This window comes from Streptomyces sp. NPDC017225, assembly GCF_044331465.1.
In the GTDB taxonomy this organism is placed as follows: Bacteria; Actinomycetota; Actinomycetes; order Streptomycetales; family Streptomycetaceae; genus Streptomyces.
Window position 1 is genome coordinate 64451 of sequence record NZ_JBIRNE010000022.1, and the last position, 17429, is coordinate 81879.

Below are 17429 nucleotides of genomic sequence, written 5' to 3' on the forward strand. Positions count from 1 at the left end.
GCGAACCTCTCAGGTTCCGATGACAGATGGGGAGGATCGACCTCGCCACGTCCTGTCCTGGGAGACGAACGACCGATGAGCAGTACCGAACCCCGCCGTACCGCGCTCGATGCCACCCATCGCGCGCTGGGCGCGACGATGACCGACTTCGCGGGCTGGGACATGCCCCTGCGCTACGGCTCCGAGCGGGACGAGCACCTCGCCGTGCGCTCCCGGGCCGGTCTCTTCGACCTCTCGCACATGGGCGAGATCACCGTCACCGGTCCGCAGGCGACCGAACTGCTGAACTTCGCGCTGGTCGGCAACATCGGCACCGTGAAGCCGGGCCGCGCCCGCTACACCATGATCTGCCGCGAGGACGGCGGCATCCTGGACGACCTGATCGTCTACCGCCTGGACGAGACCGGCGCCGGCACTCCCCACTACATGGTGGTCGCCAACGCCTCCAACGCCCAGGTGGTCCTGGACGCGCTGACCGAGCGGGCCGCCGGCTTCGACGCCGAGGTCCGCGACGACCGCGACGCGTACGCGCTGCTCGCCGTGCAGGGCCCCGCGTCCCCGGCGATCCTCGCGTCGCTGACCGACGCCGGCCTGGACGGCCTGAAGTACTACGCCGGCCTGCCCGGCACGGTCGCCGGTGTCCCGGCGCTCATCGCGCGCACCGGCTACACCGGCGAGGACGGCTTCGAGCTGTTCGTGAAGCCGGAGCACGCCGTGGAGCTGTGGCAGGCGCTGACCGTGGCGGGCGAGGGCGCCGGGCTGGTCCCCTGCGGTCTGTCCTGCCGGGACACGCTCCGCCTGGAGGCGGGCATGCCGCTGTACGGGCACGAGCTGTCGACCGCGCTGACGCCCTTCGACGCCGGCTTCGGCCGGGTGGTGAAGTTCGAGAAGGAGGGCGACTTCGTCGGGCGCGCCGCGCTGGCCGAGGCCGCCGAGCGCGCCGCCGCCACGCCTCCCCGTGTCCTGGTCGGCCTGGTCGCCGAGGGCCGCCGGGTGCCGCGCGCCGGGTACCAGGTCGTCGCGGGCGGCGAGGTCGTCGGCGAGGTCACCTCCGGCGCGCCGTCCCCGACGCTGGGCAAGCCGATCGCCATGGCGTACGTCGACCCCGCGCACGCCGCGCCGGGTACCGCGGGTGTCGGCGTGGACATCCGGGGCAGCCACGAGCCGTACGAGGTCGTGGCGCTGCCGTTCTACAAGCGGCAGAAGTAGACAGTAGAGGGACACCGGTCGCGGCCGTCCCTGGCCGCGCGCATGTTTCCGCTGCTCACCCGTGGTGTCAGCGGTCCCCCGTTCATCAGCACTTTCCCGCGTACAGGAGAATTCAGGCCATGAGCAACCCCCAGCAGCTGCGCTACAGCAAGGAGCACGAGTGGCTGTCGGGCGCCGAGGACGGCGCCTCGACGGTCGGCATCACGGAGCACGCGGCCAACGCGCTCGGTGACGTGGTCTTCGTCCAGCTCCCCGATGTCGGTGACAGCGTGACCGCGGGCGAGACCTGCGGCGAACTGGAGTCGACCAAGTCGGTCTCCGACCTGTACTCCCCCGTCTCCGGCGAGATCAGCGAGATCAACGAGGACGTCGTCAACGACCCGTCGCTGGTGAACTCCGCGCCCTTCGAGGGCGGCTGGCTGTTCAAGGTGCGGATCACGGACGAGCCGGCCGACCTGCTCTCCGCCGACGAGTACACCGCCTTCACCGCCGGCTGAGGAGTCACGACCGCATGTCGCTTCTGAACACACCCCTGCACGAGCTCGACCCCGACGTCGCCGCCGCCGTCGACGCCGAGCTGGACCGCCAGCAGTCCACCCTGGAAATGATCGCCTCCGAGAACTTCGCGCCCGTCGCGGTCATGGAGGCCCAGGGCTCGGTCCTCACCAACAAGTACGCCGAGGGCTACCCCGGCCGCCGCTACTACGGTGGCTGCGAGCACGTCGACGTGGTCGAGCAGATCGCCATCGACCGGGTGAAGGCGCTCTTCGGCGCCGAGCACGCCAACGTGCAGCCGCACTCGGGCGCCCAGGCCAACGCGGCCGCGATGTTCGCGCTGCTCAAGCCCGGCGACACCATCATGGGCCTGAACCTCGCCCACGGCGGGCACCTCACCCACGGCATGAAGATCAACTTCTCCGGCAAGCTCTACAACGTCGTGCCGTACCACGTCGGTGACGACGGCCAGGTCGACATGGCCGAGGTGGAGCGCCTGGCCAAGGAGACCAAGCCGAAGCTGATCGTGGCCGGCTGGTCGGCGTACCCGAGGCAGCTGGACTTCGCCGCGTTCCGCGAGGTCGCGGACGAGGTCGGCGCGTACCTGATGGTCGACATGGCGCACTTCGCCGGTCTGGTCGCGGCGGGCCTGCACCCGAACCCGGTCCCGCACGCGCACGTGGTGACCACCACCACGCACAAGACGCTGGGCGGCCCGCGCGGTGGTGTGATCCTCTCCACGGCCGAGCTGGCCAAGAAGATCAACTCCGCCGTCTTCCCCGGTCAGCAGGGTGGCCCGCTGGAGCACGTGGTGGCCGCCAAGGCCGTCGCCTTCAAGGTCGCCGCGAGCGAGGACTTCAAGGAGCGCCAGGGCCGTACGCTGGAGGGTGCCCGCATCCTGGCCGAGCGCCTGGTGCGGGACGACGCGAAGGCGGCGGGCGTCTCCGTCCTGACCGGCGGCACGGACGTCCACCTGGTCCTGGTCGACCTGCGCGACTCCGAGCTGGACGGTCAGCAGGCCGAGGACCGTCTCCACGAGGTCGGCATCACGGTCAACCGCAACGCCGTCCCGAACGACCCGCGTCCGCCGATGGTGACCTCCGGTCTGCGCATCGGTACGCCGGCCCTGGCGACCCGAGGCTTCACGGCCGAGGACTTCGCCGAGGTCGCGGACGTGATCGCCGAGGCGCTGAAGCCGTCCTACGACGCCGAGGCCCTCAAGGCCCGGGTGAAGACCCTGGCCGGCAAGCACCCGCTGTACCCGGGTCTGAACAAGTAGACCCCGTGTGTCCGGGGCGCCGTGCCCGCCACAAGCGAGCCCGGCGCCCCACCCGAAGCACCGCCTCCGCACCACCCCCGTTCTGAGGAGTCCCCGTGGCCATCTCGGTCTTCGACCTGTTCTCGATCGGCATCGGCCCGTCGAGCTCCCACACGGTCGGCCCGATGCGCGCGGCCCGTATCTTCGCCCGCCGGCTGCGGGGCGAGGAGCTGCTGGGCACCGTCGCCGGCGTCCGCGCCGAGCTGTACGGCTCGCTCGGCGCCACCGGCCACGGCCACGGCACTCCCAAGGCGGTGCTGCTGGGCCTGGAGGGCGACACACCGCGCACCGTGGACGTGGAGACGGCCGACGAACGCGTCGAGACGATCAGGTCCTCGGGCCGCCTCCGCCTCCTCGGCGAGCGCGAGATCGCCTTCGCCTACGACGACGACATGGTCCTGCACCGCCGCAAGGCCCTCCCCTACCACGCCAACGGCATGACGCTGTGGGCGTACGACGCGGCCGGCGAGGAAGTCCTCTCGAAGACGTACTACTCGGTCGGCGGCGGCTTCGTCGTCGACGAGGACGCGGTGGGCGCGGACCGCATCGTGCTCGACGACACGGTGCTCAAGTACCCCTTCCGCACCGGCGACGAGCTGCTGCGCCTGGCCCGGGAGACGGGTCTGTCCATCTCCGCCCTGATGCTGGAGAACGAGCGGGCCTGGCGCGACGAGGACGAGATCCGCGAGGGCCTGCTGGAGATCTGGGGCGCGATGCGGGCGTGCGTCGACCGCGGCATGTCCCGCGAGGGCATCCTGCCGGGCGGCCTGAAGGTCCGCCGCCGCGCCGCCAACACCGCGCGCAAGCTGCGCTCGGAGGGCGACCCGCAGGCCCTGTCCATGGAGTGGATCACTCTCTACGCCATGGCCGTGAACGAGGAGAACGCGGCCGGCGGCCGGGTCGTCACCGCCCCGACGAACGGCGCGGCGGGCATCATCCCGGCGGTCCTGCACTACTACATGAACTTCGTGCCCGGCGCCGACGAGGACGGCGTGGTCCGCTTCCTGCTGGCCGCCGGCGCGATCGGCATGCTCTTCAAGGAGAACGCCTCCATCTCCGGCGCCGAGGTGGGCTGCCAGGGCGAGGTCGGCTCCGCCTGCTCCATGGCGGCCGGCGCGCTGGCCGAGGTGCTCGGCGGCACGCCGGAGCAGGTGGAGAACGCCGCCGAGATCGGCATGGAGCACAACCTCGGTCTGACCTGCGACCCGGTCGGCGGCCTCGTCCAGATCCCGTGCATCGAGCGCAACGGCATGGCGGCGGTCAAGGCGGTCACGGCGGCCCGGATGGCGATGCGCGGCGACGGCTCCCACAAGGTGTCCCTCGACAAGGTCATCAAGACCATGAAGGACACCGGCGCGGACATGTCGGTCAAGTACAAGGAGACCGCGCGCGGCGGACTCGCGGTGAACATCATCGAGTGCTGAGGGGCAAGCCCCCACCAGCACGTGAGCGGCGGTGTGCGGGTTTCGCGCCGTCAGGGCCCTTCGAGGGCGTTCGTCACGAGTTCGCGCGCGTACGCGGCGTCCAGCCGGCCGGGGCGGAAGAGGATGCGGTACATCATCGGCGCCACCACCCGGTCGATCACCCGTTCCGTCTCGGGCACCGCCTCTCCGCGCCGCGTGGCCCGGCTCAGGATGGCGTCGATCTGCTCCGCGGCGTAGGCGGAACACTGGCCGGCATTGGTGCCGTCCGGATCACCGAGGAGCGCGTCCCTGATGTAGGCGCGCCCGGGCGGGGAGGCCATCTCGTCGAGGAACTGCTCCGCCCATGCGTCGAGGTCGGTCCGCAGGCTGCCGAGATCGAGGGGGTCGGTCTCCGGGCGCAGCCGTTCGACCGCGACGTCGGACAGGAGTTCCTGCAGGTCGCCCCAGCGGCGGTAGATCGTGGACGGTGTCACGCCGGCCCGGGCCGCCACCAGGGGGACCGTCAGCGCTTCGCGGCCCGTCTCTTCGACGAGTTCGCGGACCGCGGCGTGAACGGACTCCTGCACACGGGCGCTGCGCCCGCCGGGGCGCGTCATGGGCTTGGGGCTCATGCGTTCCACCTTAATGCGAAAACGTAGCTTCTAGCATCCCCGGTCGCGCGACCTCGCGATGTCCGGCGTCTCACATCGCGATACCGGCTTTCCGAAAAATAAGACGCCTGAGATCGTTGCGCTACCCATGTACCGCACGTGAAAGACCGAGAGATGCCCGCACCGTCCCCCCACCCCGCTCCCGCTCAGGCACCCGTCAATTCGCGGTCCCGCGTCCTCATCGCCAGCCTCATCGGCACGACGATCGAGTTCTACGACTTCTACATCTACGCGACCGCCGCCGTGCTGGTCTTCCCCGCGCTCTTCTTCCCGGACAGCGACCCCACCACGGCACTGCTGTCGTCCTTCGCGGTCTTCGGCGCCGCGATGGTCGCCCGGCCGATCGGCGCCGTCTTCTTCGGGCACCTCGGTGACCGGCTCGGCCGCAAGAAGACGCTGGTGATCTCACTCCTCACCATGGGCATCGCCACGTTCCTGATCGGTGTGCTGCCCACCTACGCACAGGCCGGCTGGGTCGCCACCGCGCTGCTCGTGCTGATGCGGCTCGCACAGGGCTTCGCGCTCGGCGGCGAGTGGAGCGGGGCCGCGCTGGTCGCGACCGAGAACGCGCCCCGCGGCAAGCGCGCCCTGTACGGCACCTTCCCGCAGCTGGGCGCGCCGCTCGGCTTCATCATCGGCAACGGCCTGTTCCTGATCATCGGGGCGCTGCTGCCGTCCGCGGCCGGCGCCGACCCCACCCAGCCCTCCGAGGCCTTCACGAGCTGGGGCTGGCGCATCCCGTTCCTGTTCTCCGCGGTGATGGTCGCGATCGGCCTGTGGGTGCGCTCGCGGCTCGTCGAGTCGGCGGTGTTCGCCAAGACCCGCGAGGCCGGGAAGGTCCGGAAGCTGCCGCTGGCCACGGTGGTCCAGGGCCACTGGAAGCAGCTGGTCCTGGGCACGTTCATCATGCTGGCGACGTACGTGCTCTTCTACCTGATGACCACCTTCTCGCTGAGCTACGGGCGTACCGCGAAGGACGCCGACGTGCCGGGGCTGGGGTACAGCTACACCACGTTCGTCCTGATGATGATCTTCGGTGTGCTCTTCTTCGCCGTGTTCACCCTGGTCTCCGGACCGCTCGCCGACAAGTACGGCCGCCGCGCCACCCTGATCTGCGTCACCGCCGCGATCGTGGTTTTCGGCCTGGTCTGGGTGCCGCTGATCGAGCTGGGCACGCTCGGCGTGGTGCTGTGGCTGGTGCTGGGCTTCACGCTGATGGGCATGACCTTCGGACCGATGGGCGCGCTGCTGCCGGAGCTGTTCCCGACGAGCGTGCGCTACACCGGCTCCGGGATCTCGTACAACGTCAGCTCGATCCTCGGAGCGGCCGTCGCCCCGTTCATAGCGGTGGCGCTGTGGGAGGCCGGTGACGGCTCACCCTGGCTGGTCGGCGTCTACCTCTCGGCGATGGCGGTGCTGACGCTGACCGCCCTGCTGCTCGGCAAGGAGACCAAGGACGTCTCCCTGGACGAGGGCGAGGACGAGGCCGCCTCCGGGCAGACGCCCGACGGCGGCTCCCGCGCCACCGCCACCCCCGTCTCCTCCTCCGCCCCCTGATCCCACCGGCGTTCACCACCGCCGTACGCCGAGCGTCCACACGCCCGGCGTACGGCATCCGCTGCCGGGCATAACAACTACCTACGCCCCCGGGGCACTTCCGCCCCACCGGCAACCGAGGGAGTCGTCATGCTGCGCGGCATCGACGTCAGCGCGTACCAGTCCTCCACCTACGACACCGACGGTCTCTCCTTCGTCTTCATGAAGGCGACGGAGGGCCGTTCGTACGTCAATCCGAAGCTCAAGGACCAGACGGAGCGGGCCCGCGACGCCGGACTCGTCGTCGGCTTCTACCACTTCCTGTGGCCGGGCAATCTCACGGCCCAGGCCGAGTACTTCGTCTCCAAGGCACCCGACAAGAAGGGGGACATCCTCGCCGTCGACTGGGAGACGACCGGCGAGGGCACCCACGCCAGCAACGCGGAGAAGGACAGCTTCATCCGGAAGGTGAAGAAGCTCCGGCCGGACAACCGGGTGATCCTCTACGCGAACAGGAACTACTGGCTGAACGAGGACACCACGTCCTACGCGGGCGACGGCCTGTGGATCGCCGACTACGTGTCCGCCGGCGAGCCCCGCATCAAGGCCAAGTGGCGCTTCCACCAGTACACCGACGACCCGGTCGACACCAACGTCGCGGACTTCGAGAGCAAGGCCGCGCTGAAGAAGTGGGCCGAGGGCGCCTGACCCCTACCCCCTGAACCCCGCCGGACGCTCCGGCGACGCCTCCGCCAGGGCCTTGGTGACACCCTCCACGCCCGCACGCAGGCCGTACACGGGGGTGTCGGGCTGCTGGCGCCAGGAGTCGTCGATGCCGCCGGTGTCCACGGTGTCGAAGCCGAGCTCGTCGATCAGGACCCGCACCCTGGTCTTGGCCGCCTGGTCGTCGCCGGCGACCGGCAGGGCCATGCGCTCGGGGTCGCCGGCCGGGCGCGGACGGTCCAGGATGTCCTGGGCGTAGGTGCCGTTGAAGGCCTTGACCACCGGGTGGCCGAGGTGGCGTTCGATCCAGCGGCTCTCGGTGAGGCCCTCGTCCTCGATGGCCGCGATCCGCCCGTCGCGCTCCCGCGGGTAGTAGTTGTTCGTGTCGATGACCGTCACACCGTCGGCCGCCCCGTCGAGGACGCCGGACGGCAGGTCCGGGACCGCCTTGAGCGGGATGGTGACGACCACGATGTCGGCGCCGCGCGCCGCCTCCCCGACCGGTACCGGCGTGGCTCCGGTCTCCTCGGCCAGTGCGGCGAGTGTGTACGGGCCGCGGGAGTTGGCGACCGAGACGTCGTGTCCGAGGGCGGTCAGCCGCCGGGTGAGGTTACCGCCGATGTGGCCCGCGCCGATGATGCCGATCTTCATGGTGCCGACTCGCCTGGCCTTTCGGAGGTCGTGTGGTGCCTGGCCCGGCGGCTCGCGCCGGTGACGGGCCCAACCTCCGGCGGGGACGGGGTATTCCGCCCGAGGGGCGCCCCGGGTGACCGGTCGGGCGCCCCTCACCGCGTCGTCACTTGTTCAGGTGCGCCCAGAACTCGTCGAACGACAGCACTTTGTCCCCGTCGAGGTCGCGGCCGGCGATGATCGCCTCGGCCACCGACTCGGTGACGTTCCAGTCGCCGCCCTGGGCCAGCGCGGTCTTGAACTCGGCCGCGGTGACGAAGCCGTCCTTGTCCGTGTCGATCCGCTCGAACTGCTTGCGTGCTTCCTCGATGTCGGCCACCGGTCCGCCCCTCATCTCATACTCGGGTCCTTCTGACGCAGGTCAGATTAGCTGCCCGTTCGGGCGTCCAGTGCGGCGACCACCCACCCGAACCGCTCCGCGTAGGCGGAAGGGGGCTCGAGACCGTTCACGATCGCGGAGAGCTCCCGGTAGCGGGCGAGGCGGACGTTGGTCACCGCGGTGAGGCGCTCCCGCACGACGGCCGGGTCGGCGTCGCCGATGAGCTCGCGCAGGATGTCGGCGGCCCGCGGCGAGTGGGGCGCGACGCCCTCGCTCAGCGCCTCGCCCGCGAGCCGCACCATGCGGCTCACGAACCACAGGGAGGAGCCCGGGGGGACGTCCGGCCCCCGGTCCGCCGCGTTGAACTCGATCATCCGGCGCATCGTCGCGCGGAACTCCGGGTCCTGGATCAGCTCGGCCAGCTCCACCCAGGCGTCCACCTGCTCGGGGGTGGGGTCGTCGGGCAGGTCGGCCGCCGCGAAGCGCAGGCGGGTGCGGATGTCGGGGTCCGCGGTGTCGATGCCCTCGAAGACCTCGGCCATGAAGTCCTCGATGACGCGCCGTCGTTCGGCGGCGGACAGTCGCGCCAGTTTGTTCATCAGTGTCATCTCCTCAGCGGTCGAGCCGCGTCGCGCCACGGTCGACAGCACCGCACGGGTCACCCGCAGTGAGCGGATCTGCGCGTCCAGCGCGCTCACGTGCGCCGCCGCGACCTGCGCGACCGTCGTCTCGCCGGCCAGGACACGGCGTACGGCGTCCAGGCCGAGGCCGAGTTCGCGCAGGGTGCGGATGAGCTCCAGGCGGGCGACGGACGCGGCGTCGTAGAGCCGGTAGCCGCCCGCGGAGCGGGTTGCCGGGGGCAGGGCGCCCTCGTCGGACCAGTAGCGGATGGTGCGCACCGTGAGCCCGGTGGTCCGCGCCAGTTCGCCGATGGTCATGAGTCCGGTGCTGTCGTCGATCACGTGGGTGAGTCTGGGCCTTCCAGCGGGTGGAGACTCAAGGAGCGCGGTGTGACCCAGAGCCCGCGGGACGTCCCGGACGCGGTGGCTCGGAGTGTCTTCCCCGCGGCGGACGACGGGGTGCTCGTGCCCGGCGGCGGGGTCTTTGGGCGGCTGGAAGCCGCGGTGGAGACGGCGGAGGGGGTACGGCACCGGGGGCCGGGGCGGGGCCCGGTGCGGCGGCGCGGCAGCCGGCCGGGGCGGCCGGGCCCCGGATGCCGCCCGGAACGCCCGCGGTCTGCGGGCGTGCCGGGCGGCGGGTCACCGGACGGTCGGGCCGGAGGCGCTGTTCCTCCGGCCCCGGGTCACGGCCTGTTGCGGGCCGGGGCCGTCAGTGCCAGGGCTTGTAGTGCGGGTTGCCCTCGCACTCGCTCATGATCTCGGTCTTGGTCTGCCGGTCGACCGGGCAGACGCCGATGATGTACTGCCGCTTGATGCCTCCGGGGAAGGCGACCTCGACCTGGTCGGCCCACTTGTGGGTGTCGCCGATGGTCTTGTTGACGTCCACGCCGCCGGGGGCGTCGATGTAGTAGTTGTAGCCGGACTTGTACCAAGTCTTGTACAGGTCGTGGTCGTAGGTCGTGGAGACGTACGGCGACGGCTGGTTGACCAGGACGTACTTCTCGACGTCGTACTGGCCGTTCTGGACGTCCCTGGCGTGGAAGCCCTCTTCGAAGACGACCTGCGGTCCCCGGCTGTCGCTGCGGTAGAGGGTGCCGCACGTGGTGCGCCAGACCGGCTCGGGGGTGATGCGGTCGATGTCGACGCCGGGGTCGGCGGCGGCCTCGAGCTTGTCGTCGAACTGGGGGCAGGCGGGGGCGGCCTTGGCCGGAGCCGCCGCCGGGGTCGCCGTCTGGGGGACCGTGGCGGCCGAGGTGGCGAGGACGGCGGAGAGGGAGAGGACGGCGGCGGCGGCTCGGCGCCGCAGACGAGTGGTGATCATGCCGGTACGATCCCGCCCGCGGGACGCCGGGCCGCGGACCTTCACCCGTAGGTGGCGTGTCCGTCGAACGGGGTTGATTTCAGCGGCAGATGGGCCCTCAACGGTCCACCACCCGCATCTCGAACCAGGTCGTCTTGCCACGCGGCAGCAGGTCGACGCCCCACCGGTCGGACAGCTTGTCGACGAGGAAGAGGCCTCGTCCGCTGATGTCCGTCTCCTGCACCGGCATCAGACACGGCAGCCCCCGGGAGGGGTCGCGGACCTCGACGCGGATCCAGCCGGGGCGGCGGCGCATGTGGAGGCCGAAGATACGGGCGCCGGTGTGGCGTACGGCGTTGCCGACCAGCTCGGAGACGAGCAGGACGGTGTCCTCGGTGGCCTTGGGGCCGAGGTTCCACTGGCGCAGGGCCACGACCTGGGCCAGTCTGCGGGCGGTGGCGGCGGACTCGGGGCGGGAGGGTAGCGGAATCTCGCGCTCCGTCGGATTGCCGAACAACTCCAGCGCTTTGAGCGCGTGTTCGTCCTCGACCGCCGGCGACCAGCGCGCCGCGGTCGCCCGTCCGGCTCCCCGCGGCTGTTCCGTACCCTCCAGCCCCGCCATACCCCCATCATGGCCGTACCCGCAGGGCCCCGGGGCCGTTCCCGGGGAATACGCCCCTGCCGGGCCACGGTCCGGCGACGGTCGATCGGCATATGCCACAGGCAGTTCGGAGCCGTGGACAGCCCCACTGACCTGCGCGGACGACCTTGCCGGAGACGAACGGCGGGCTCCCTCGACACGACGCGCTCAATGGTGCGTCAAGGCTGCCATAAACCGCCCCATCGAGGGACCCCGAATCAGACACCGCGTCAACTGCGCGTGCTACGGGCGAACTTCAGAGGAACTTGGCTTTCCCGGGGCCCTCCTCCACGAAGCTGCGCATCCCCCGTTCGCGGTCCTCGGTGGCGAACAGACCCGCGAACCAGTTCCGCTCGACGGCGAGGCCGGTCTCGATGTCCGTCTCCAGACCCGTGTCGATGGCCTCCTTCGCCGCGCGCAGGGCGATGGCGGGCCCCTTCGCGAGCCGCGCGGCCCAAACGTGCGCCTGCTCGTAGACCTCGGCGGCCGGCACCACGCGGTCCACCAGGCCGAGCGCGAGCGCCTCGTCGGCCTTCACCTGGCGGCCCGTGAAGATGAGGTCCTTGGCCTTGGAGGGGCCGACCAGCCGGGACAGCCGCTGGGTGCCGCCCGCGCCGGGGATCAGGCCGAGCAGGATCTCGGGCTGGCCCAGCTTGGCGTTCTCGCCGGCGATGCGGAAGTCGGCGCAGAGCGCGAGTTCGCAGCCGCCGCCGAGGGCGTATCCGGTGACCGCCGCGACCACCGGCTTGGGGATGCGGGCCACCGCCGTGAAGGAGTCCTGCAGGCCACGGGAGCGCGCGATCATCGCCGCGTGGTCCATCACCTGCATCTCCTTGATGTCCGCGCCGGCCGCGAACACCTTCTCGCCGCCGTAGATCACCACGGCGCGTACGTCCTCGCGGCGGGTGGCCTCCTCGGCGAGTTCTTTCAGGCGGTCCTGCGTGGCGACGTCCAGCGCGTTCATGGGCGGGCGGTCCAGGCGCAGCGTGCCGACGCCGTCCGCGACTTCGAGATGTACGGTCATGCCCAGCAGGTTAACGGCGCCTAACGGAAACTCGGTCGGTGCCGTCGCTCACACTCGGCCGGGGTCCGGGGGTCGCCCCCGGGCAGGCACAGCACGACTGTCAACGGCATCGGCCCCGGTGCCGCACCTCATATCGAGGACGGGCACCGGGGCCGTACGCCGGACTCTCGCCGGAGGGCTCAGGCCTTCCACTTCTCCCAGGACATGTTCCAGCCGTTGAGGCCGTTGTCCGGGGCGATGGTCGCGTCGTTGGAGTTCTTCACCACGACCACGTCGCCGATGAGGGAGTTCTCGAAGAACCAGGCGCCCGGCGCCTTCTCGTCCCAGCCGCCGCGCACGTCGCGCAGGCCGATGCAGCCGTGGCTGGAGTTGCGGTTGCCGAAGGCGTCACCGCCCCAGTAGTTGCCGTGGATGAAGGTGCCGGAGGTGGACAGGCGCATGGCGTGCGGGACGTCCTTGATGTCGTACTCGCCGCCGTAGCCGACCGTCTCGCCGTTCATCCGGGTCACGGGGAGCCGCTCGGTGATGACCATCTGGCCGTTCCAGGTCTCGTAGCCGGGCGCGCCGGTGGTGATGGGGATCGTCTTGACGGTCTTGCCGTCCCGGACGACCTGCATCGTGAGCTTCTTGGCGTCGACGACGGAGACCTGGCTGCGGCCGACGGTGAAGGAGACGGTCTTGGCCTGCTCGCCGTAGACGCCGTCGCGGCCCTCGACGCCGTCGAGGTTGAGGTCGACGGTGACCTTGGTGCCGGCCTTCCAGTACTTCTCCGGGCGGAAGTCCAGGCGGTCGTTGCCGAACCAGTGGCCCGCGACCTCGACGGCCGGCTCGGTCTTGACGCGGATGGCCCTCTCGACCTCCTCGGGGTTGGTGATGCCCCGGGTGAAGCGGATCGAGAACGGCATGCCCACGCCGACCTTCGAGCCGTCCTCCGGTGTGAAGGTGCCGATGAAGGTGTTCTTCGGCGTCAGGGTGGTGAAGCGGGAGTCCTCGGCCGCCGTACGGCCCTCGGAGTCCTTGGCGACCGCGTGCACGGTGTACTTCGTGGCGGCGGCCAGATGGGTGGACGGCGTCCAGGTGGCGCCGTCCCCGGATATCTCGCCGTCGACCTTCGCGCCCTCGCCGTCCTTGACCACGACCTCGGTGAGCTTGCCCTTCGCGGCGGCTATCTTCAGGGCTCCGCTGGTGTCGACGGCCTCGGCCCCGTCCTTCGGGGCGATGGTGACGACGGCCTCGGACTGCTTGCTCTGTGCCGCGGTGGAGTCCTTCACGTTCTCCCCGCCGCCCTCCCCCGCCCCGGCTCCCGAGCCGGACCCTCCCCCGCCGCACGCGGTGACCGTCAGCAGCACGCCCAGTGCCAGTGCCGACAGCGCCCTGCCGCGTCCCTTGCCGCCCCGCCCCCGGATGCCGGCCGACGACGTCCCCGATATCGGACGCACGTTCAACTTGTCTCCCCTCGCCGGGCCTGGTCGGGCCCGCGCCCCAGTGCGCCGGCGCGCGCACGGGCGCATCGTAACCGCAGGCCAGGGGCGTGAGGGGCAGCGGAATTGTCACTGTTCCGTACCGAGTTGGCGATCGGGGGCCGGGAAGACGCCGGCGTCACTTCACCGCGCTGCCCGCCTTCCACTTCTCCCAGTTCATGTTCCAGCCACCGAGACCGTTGTCGGGGGCGACCTTCTTGTCCTTGCTGTGGACCACCTCGACGACGTCGCCGATCAGGCTGCGGTCGAAGAACCAGCCCGCCGGGGTGTCGGAACCGCCGCCCTTGACGTCGCGCAGTCCGACGCAGCCGTGACTGACGTTGGCCCGGCCGAAGGTGTCCTCGGGCGCCCAGTAGTTGCCGTGCAGGAAGGTTCCGGAGCTGGTCAGACGGATGGCGTGCGGCACGTCGGGGATGTCGTACTCGCCGCCGAAGCCGACCGTGCGGCTGTTCATACGGGTGACGTCGAGCATCTCGGTGATCACCATCTTGCCGTTGTAGGTGGGGGTCTTCGGCGCCCCCGCGGTGATCGGCACGGTGGTCAGCAGGGTGCCGTCCCGGCGCACCTCCATGGTGCGCTCGGCCGCGTCGACCAGCGAGACCTGGCTGCGGCCGACGCTGAAGGAGAACGTCTTGTGCTGGAGCCCGTAGATCCCGGGCGCGCCCTCGACGTCGCGCAGGCGCAGGCCGACGGTGACCTCGGTGCCGGGCTTCCAGTACTCCTTCGGGCGGAAGTCGAGGCGGTCCTTGCCGAACCAGTGGGGGCGGATCTCGACGGCGGGTTCCGAGGTCACCGAGACGGCGCGTTCGACGGCGGCGCGGTCGGTGATCTCCCGGCTGAACTCGAGCGAGACGATCATGCCGGTGCCGACGACCGAGCGGTTCTCGGGGGCGACGTACCCGATGAAGCGCTCGTCGGGGACGAGGGTGGTGAAGGTGGTGTGCCGGGCGGAACGGCGCCCCTCGCCGCTCAGGGCGACGGCGTCGACGGTGTACCTCGCGGCCAGTGCCAGCCGGTCGTCGTCGGGTTCCCAGCGCAGGCCGTCGTCGGAGATCCGGCCGGGCACCGGGGTCTCCTGCGCGTCCTGCGACTTGACCACCTTCACCGACTCCAGCCGCCCGTCGGGCACCCGGACCGACAGCTTCTTCTCCGGCCGGACGGCCTTGCTGCCGTCGTCCGGGGTGATGCGGATGACCTCCTCGGCGGCGGGGGGTTTGCCGAACACCCCGCCGATGCCACCGATGCCACCACCGGATCCCCCGCCGTCCGAGGTGCATCCGGCGGCTCCGGCCAGCAGTCCTGCCCATGTCAGTACGGCGGCCAGAGCGGCCCCCGCGCGCCGTGCGCGTCCATGTACGTGCCTCACATCCACCCGTAACGACCGGTCGGCCCTGGGGAAACGTGAGTGCGAGCCATGCGGTGGGCAGAACTGTGGGGAGGACGACGCGACGGGGAGCGGCGGTCGGGACGCCGCACGCCCTCCTCCCGTCTTCCTGTCTGAGGCACTTCGTTCCACGAGCCGCAGGAGGCTGACAGGTGTCCAGCGCAGCCGAGCAGGAGGCGGTGGCCGGCGACCAGGCCGCCGAGGACGGGCGCCCCGCCGTCGTGGTCAACGGCGCGCGGCGTGCCGCGCCGCCGCCCGCCGTGCCGGCCTGGCCGGGCACCCCGGTGCCGCTGGGCGCCCGGTTCCGGACCGGTCCGGACCAGGTGGCGGGGACGAATTTCGCGCTGTGGGCGGGCGGGGCGGAGTCGGTGGAGCTCTGTCTGTTCGACGGCCCGGGTCCCGGCGGCGGGGAGCGCCGGGTGCGGCTGACCGAGCTGACGCACGAGATCTGGCACGGCTTCGTGCCGGACGTGGGTCCCGGGCAGCGGTACGGCTTCCGGGTGCGGGGCCGCTGGGACCCGTGGACCGGCGCCCGCTGGAACCCGGCGAAGCTGCTGCTCGACCCGTACGCGCGTGCGGTCGACGGCGACTTCTCCCTGCCGCCCGAGGTGTACGGGCATGTGCGGGACTGGCCCGAGCAGCACGTGGCCGACACCGTGCGCGACGACCGGGACTCGGCGCCGTACGTCCCGAAGGGCGTCGTCGTCCACGATGACGACGACTGGGCGGACGACCGGCGCCCGAAGACGCCGTGGGCGGACTCCGTCATCTACGAACTGCACGTGCGCGGCTTCACCAAACTGCACCCCGGCATCCCCGAGGAGCTGCGCGGCACGTACGCCGGTCTGGCGCATCCGGCGGCGATCGAGCACCTGACCCGGCTGGGCGTGACGGCGGTGGAGCTGCTGCCGGTGCACCAGTTCGCGCACGAGAGTCATCTGCTGGAGCGCGGCCTGAAGAACTACTGGGGCTACAACTCGATCGGCTACTTCGCCCCGCACGCCGCCTACGCCGCCTCCGGCACCACGGGTGAGCAGGTCGGCGAGTTCAAACGGATGGTGCGCGCGCTGCACGCGGCGGGCATCGAGGTCATCCTCGACGTGGTCTACAACCACACGGCGGAGGCGGGCGAGCTGGGCCCGACGCTCTCCCTGAAGGGCATCGACAACCGCGGCTACTACCGCCTCCAGCCGGACGCACGCAGGTACGCCGACTACACGGGCTGCGGCAACACGCTGCACGTCGTCCAGCCGCACGTCCTGCGCCTGATCACCGACTCCCTGCGCTACTGGGTGACGGAGATGGGTGTGGACGGTTTCCGCTTCGACCTCGCGGCGGCGCTGGCCCGCTCCATGCACGACGTCGACATGCTGTCCCCGTTCCTCGCGGTGATCGCGCAGGACCCGGTGCTGCGGCGGGTGAAGCTGATCGCCGAGCCGTGGGACGTCGGCTCGGGCGGCTACCAGGTGGGCGCGTTCCCGCCGCTGTGGACGGAGTGGAACGACCGGTACCGCGACTCGGTCCGGGACTTCTGGCGGCACGCGCTGCCGGACGTGCGGGAGATGGGCTACCGCCTGTCGGGCTCCAGCGACCTGTACGCGTGGGGCGGGCGGCGGCCGTACGCGTCGGTCAACTTCGTCACCGCGCACGACGGCTTCACGCTCCGGGACCTGGTGTCCTACGAGCGCAAGCACAACGAGGCGAACGGCGAGGGCAACCGGGACGGCACCGACGACAACCGGTCCTGGAACTGCGGCGCGGAGGGAGAGACGGACGACGAGGACGTACGGGCGCTCAGGCGGCGCCAGCTGCGCAACCTGCTGACCACGCTGCTGCTGTCGACCGGGGTGCCGATGCTGGTCGCGGGCGACGAGCTGGGCCGCACCCAGGGCGGCAGCAACAACGCCTACTGCCAGGACAACGAGATCAGCTGGGTGGACTGGAGCCTGCTGGACGACCCGGAGTGGCGGCCCCTGTTCGAGCTGACCTCCCGGCTGATCGCGCTACGGCACGAACACCCGGTACTGCGCCGCCGGGCCTTCTTCTCCGGCCGCGCGCACTCCGCGGACGGCCTGCGCGACCTGGCCTGGTTCACGGCCCGGGGCACGGAGATGACGGAGCGGGACTGGTACGCCCCCGCCGCCACCCTCGGCATGTACCTGTCCGGCCGGGACATCCCGGGCCGCGACGAGCGCGGCGCCGCGATCGTCGACGACAGCTTCCTGACCGTCCTGCACGCGGGTGACCGGCCGGCCGGCTTCGTGCTGCCGGGCCCGCCGTGGGCACAGCGGTACGAGGTGGTCGTCGACACCAGCCGGGAGCGGCAGGCCGACGCGCCGGGCGGGACGCTCCCGGCGGGGGCGAAGGCCACGGTGCCGGCGCGGTCGGTGCTGCTGCTGCGGGTCGTCGGCTGAGGTCTCGTTTCGGCTCCGTGAACTCGGCGGCGGTCTTCTTGACCGGCGTACCGGCCGGCTGGCAGCGTCCCGGGGCATGAGGTCCTCCGCTGCCCGCCGGTGCGTGGGCGTCGCGCTCGTGGTGCGACGCCACGTCGACCTGTGCCGGCAGTCCAGCGCCGTCTGTCGCTGACCCGCGCACGCCTGCTTCCTGGCCTCTCCT

The 17429-nt window shown here is 71.1% G+C and carries 17 protein-coding genes; 8 read left to right on the plus strand and 9 right to left on the minus strand.

The genetic code is table 11. From position 1 onward, the window contains the following. Window positions 1-75: 75 nt before the first annotated feature. The 4 genes from gcvT to ACH4NX_RS32955 all read left to right on the plus strand — a co-directional run bounded on the left by gcvT (window position 76) and on the right by ACH4NX_RS32955 (window position 4446). On the plus strand, window positions 76-1209 hold the full coding sequence (gcvT, locus tag ACH4NX_RS32940) for a glycine cleavage system aminomethyltransferase GcvT (protein WP_398129727.1): 1134 nt from the start codon (window positions 76-78) through the stop codon (window positions 1207-1209). A gap of 119 nt (window positions 1210-1328) precedes the next feature. After that, on the plus strand, window positions 1329-1706 hold the full coding sequence (gene gcvH / locus ACH4NX_RS32945; RefSeq protein WP_351400209.1) for a glycine cleavage system protein GcvH: 378 nt from the start codon (window positions 1329-1331) through the stop codon (window positions 1704-1706). Window positions 1707-1720: 14 nt separating this feature from the next. Beyond that, window positions 1721-2983, plus strand: a complete 1263-nt coding sequence (glyA, locus tag ACH4NX_RS32950) for a serine hydroxymethyltransferase (protein WP_398129728.1) — start codon at window positions 1721-1723, stop codon at window positions 2981-2983. Window positions 2984-3078: 95 nt separating this feature from the next. Then, complete coding sequence (locus ACH4NX_RS32955) at window positions 3079-4446, plus strand: L-serine ammonia-lyase (protein ID WP_398129729.1); 1368 nt, start codon at window positions 3079-3081, stop codon at window positions 4444-4446. 50 nt (window positions 4447-4496) lie between these two features. Here the strand turns inward: ACH4NX_RS32955 and ACH4NX_RS32960 are convergent, their stop codons facing one another. Continuing rightward, a complete protein-coding gene (locus tag ACH4NX_RS32960; RefSeq protein WP_351400206.1) occupies window positions 4497-5057 on the minus strand; it encodes a TetR/AcrR family transcriptional regulator in 561 nt (186 codons plus the stop codon). 153 nt (window positions 5058-5210) lie between these two features. Between ACH4NX_RS32960 and ACH4NX_RS32965 the strand changes: the two genes are divergently transcribed. Both ACH4NX_RS32965 and ACH4NX_RS32970 read left to right on the plus strand, forming a co-directional pair. Continuing rightward, window positions 5211-6653 carry an MFS transporter gene (locus ACH4NX_RS32965; protein WP_351400205.1) on the plus strand — a complete coding sequence of 481 codons (1443 nt, stop codon included), beginning with the start codon at window positions 5211-5213 and terminating at the stop codon, window positions 6651-6653. Between the two features lie 129 nt (window positions 6654-6782). After that, the gene (locus ACH4NX_RS32970; RefSeq protein ID WP_351400204.1) at window positions 6783-7340 is read left to right on the plus strand and encodes a glycoside hydrolase family 25 protein; all 558 of its coding nucleotides are present in this window, start codon (window positions 6783-6785) and stop codon (window positions 7338-7340) included. A gap of 3 nt (window positions 7341-7343) precedes the next feature. Here ACH4NX_RS32970 and ACH4NX_RS32975 read toward each other — a convergent pair whose 3' ends face one another. The 8 genes from ACH4NX_RS32975 to ACH4NX_RS33010 all read right to left on the minus strand — a co-directional run bounded on the left by ACH4NX_RS32975 (window position 7344) and on the right by ACH4NX_RS33010 (window position 14795). Further along, complete coding sequence (locus ACH4NX_RS32975) at window positions 7344-8144, minus strand: NADPH-dependent F420 reductase (RefSeq protein ID WP_398129730.1); 801 nt, start codon at window positions 8142-8144, stop codon at window positions 7344-7346. A gap of 7 nt (window positions 8145-8151) precedes the next feature. Then, on the minus strand, window positions 8152-8364 hold the full coding sequence (locus ACH4NX_RS32980; RefSeq protein WP_351400245.1) for an EF-hand domain-containing protein: 213 nt from the start codon (window positions 8362-8364) through the stop codon (window positions 8152-8154). Between the two features lie 47 nt (window positions 8365-8411). Further along, window positions 8412-9326 (minus strand): MerR family transcriptional regulator, encoded by a 915-nt coding sequence (locus ACH4NX_RS32985; RefSeq protein ID WP_398129731.1) that lies wholly within the window; start codon window positions 9324-9326, stop codon window positions 8412-8414. A 367-nt stretch (window positions 9327-9693) separates the two neighbouring features. Next, entirely contained in the window at window positions 9694-10305 is a 612-nt protein-coding gene (locus ACH4NX_RS32990; RefSeq protein WP_351400200.1) for an ADP-ribosyltransferase, read from the minus strand. Window positions 10306-10402: 97 nt separating this feature from the next. After that, on the minus strand, window positions 10403-10906 hold the full coding sequence (locus tag ACH4NX_RS32995) for an ATP-binding protein (RefSeq protein ID WP_351400199.1): 504 nt from the start codon (window positions 10904-10906) through the stop codon (window positions 10403-10405). A gap of 274 nt (window positions 10907-11180) precedes the next feature. Further along, on the minus strand, window positions 11181-11948 hold the full coding sequence (locus ACH4NX_RS33000) for an enoyl-CoA hydratase-related protein (RefSeq protein ID WP_351400198.1): 768 nt from the start codon (window positions 11946-11948) through the stop codon (window positions 11181-11183). A 179-nt stretch (window positions 11949-12127) separates the two neighbouring features. Then, a complete protein-coding gene (locus ACH4NX_RS33005; protein WP_398129732.1) occupies window positions 12128-13393 on the minus strand; it encodes an Ig-like domain-containing protein in 1266 nt (421 codons plus the stop codon). A 154-nt stretch (window positions 13394-13547) separates the two neighbouring features. Then, complete coding sequence (locus ACH4NX_RS33010; protein WP_398129733.1) at window positions 13548-14795, minus strand: Ig-like domain-containing protein; 1248 nt, start codon at window positions 14793-14795, stop codon at window positions 13548-13550. A 170-nt stretch (window positions 14796-14965) separates the two neighbouring features. On the opposite strand from ACH4NX_RS33010, the gene glgX reads away from it, so the two are divergent. Both glgX and ACH4NX_RS33020 read left to right on the plus strand, forming a co-directional pair. After that, entirely contained in the window at window positions 14966-17227 is a 2262-nt protein-coding gene (gene glgX / locus ACH4NX_RS33015; RefSeq protein ID WP_351400196.1) for a glycogen debranching protein GlgX, read from the plus strand. Window positions 17228-17303: 76 nt separating this feature from the next. Beyond that, window positions 17304-17399, plus strand: a complete 96-nt coding sequence (locus ACH4NX_RS33020) for a putative leader peptide (protein WP_351400195.1) — start codon at window positions 17304-17306, stop codon at window positions 17397-17399. Window positions 17400-17429: the final 30 nt, after the last annotated feature.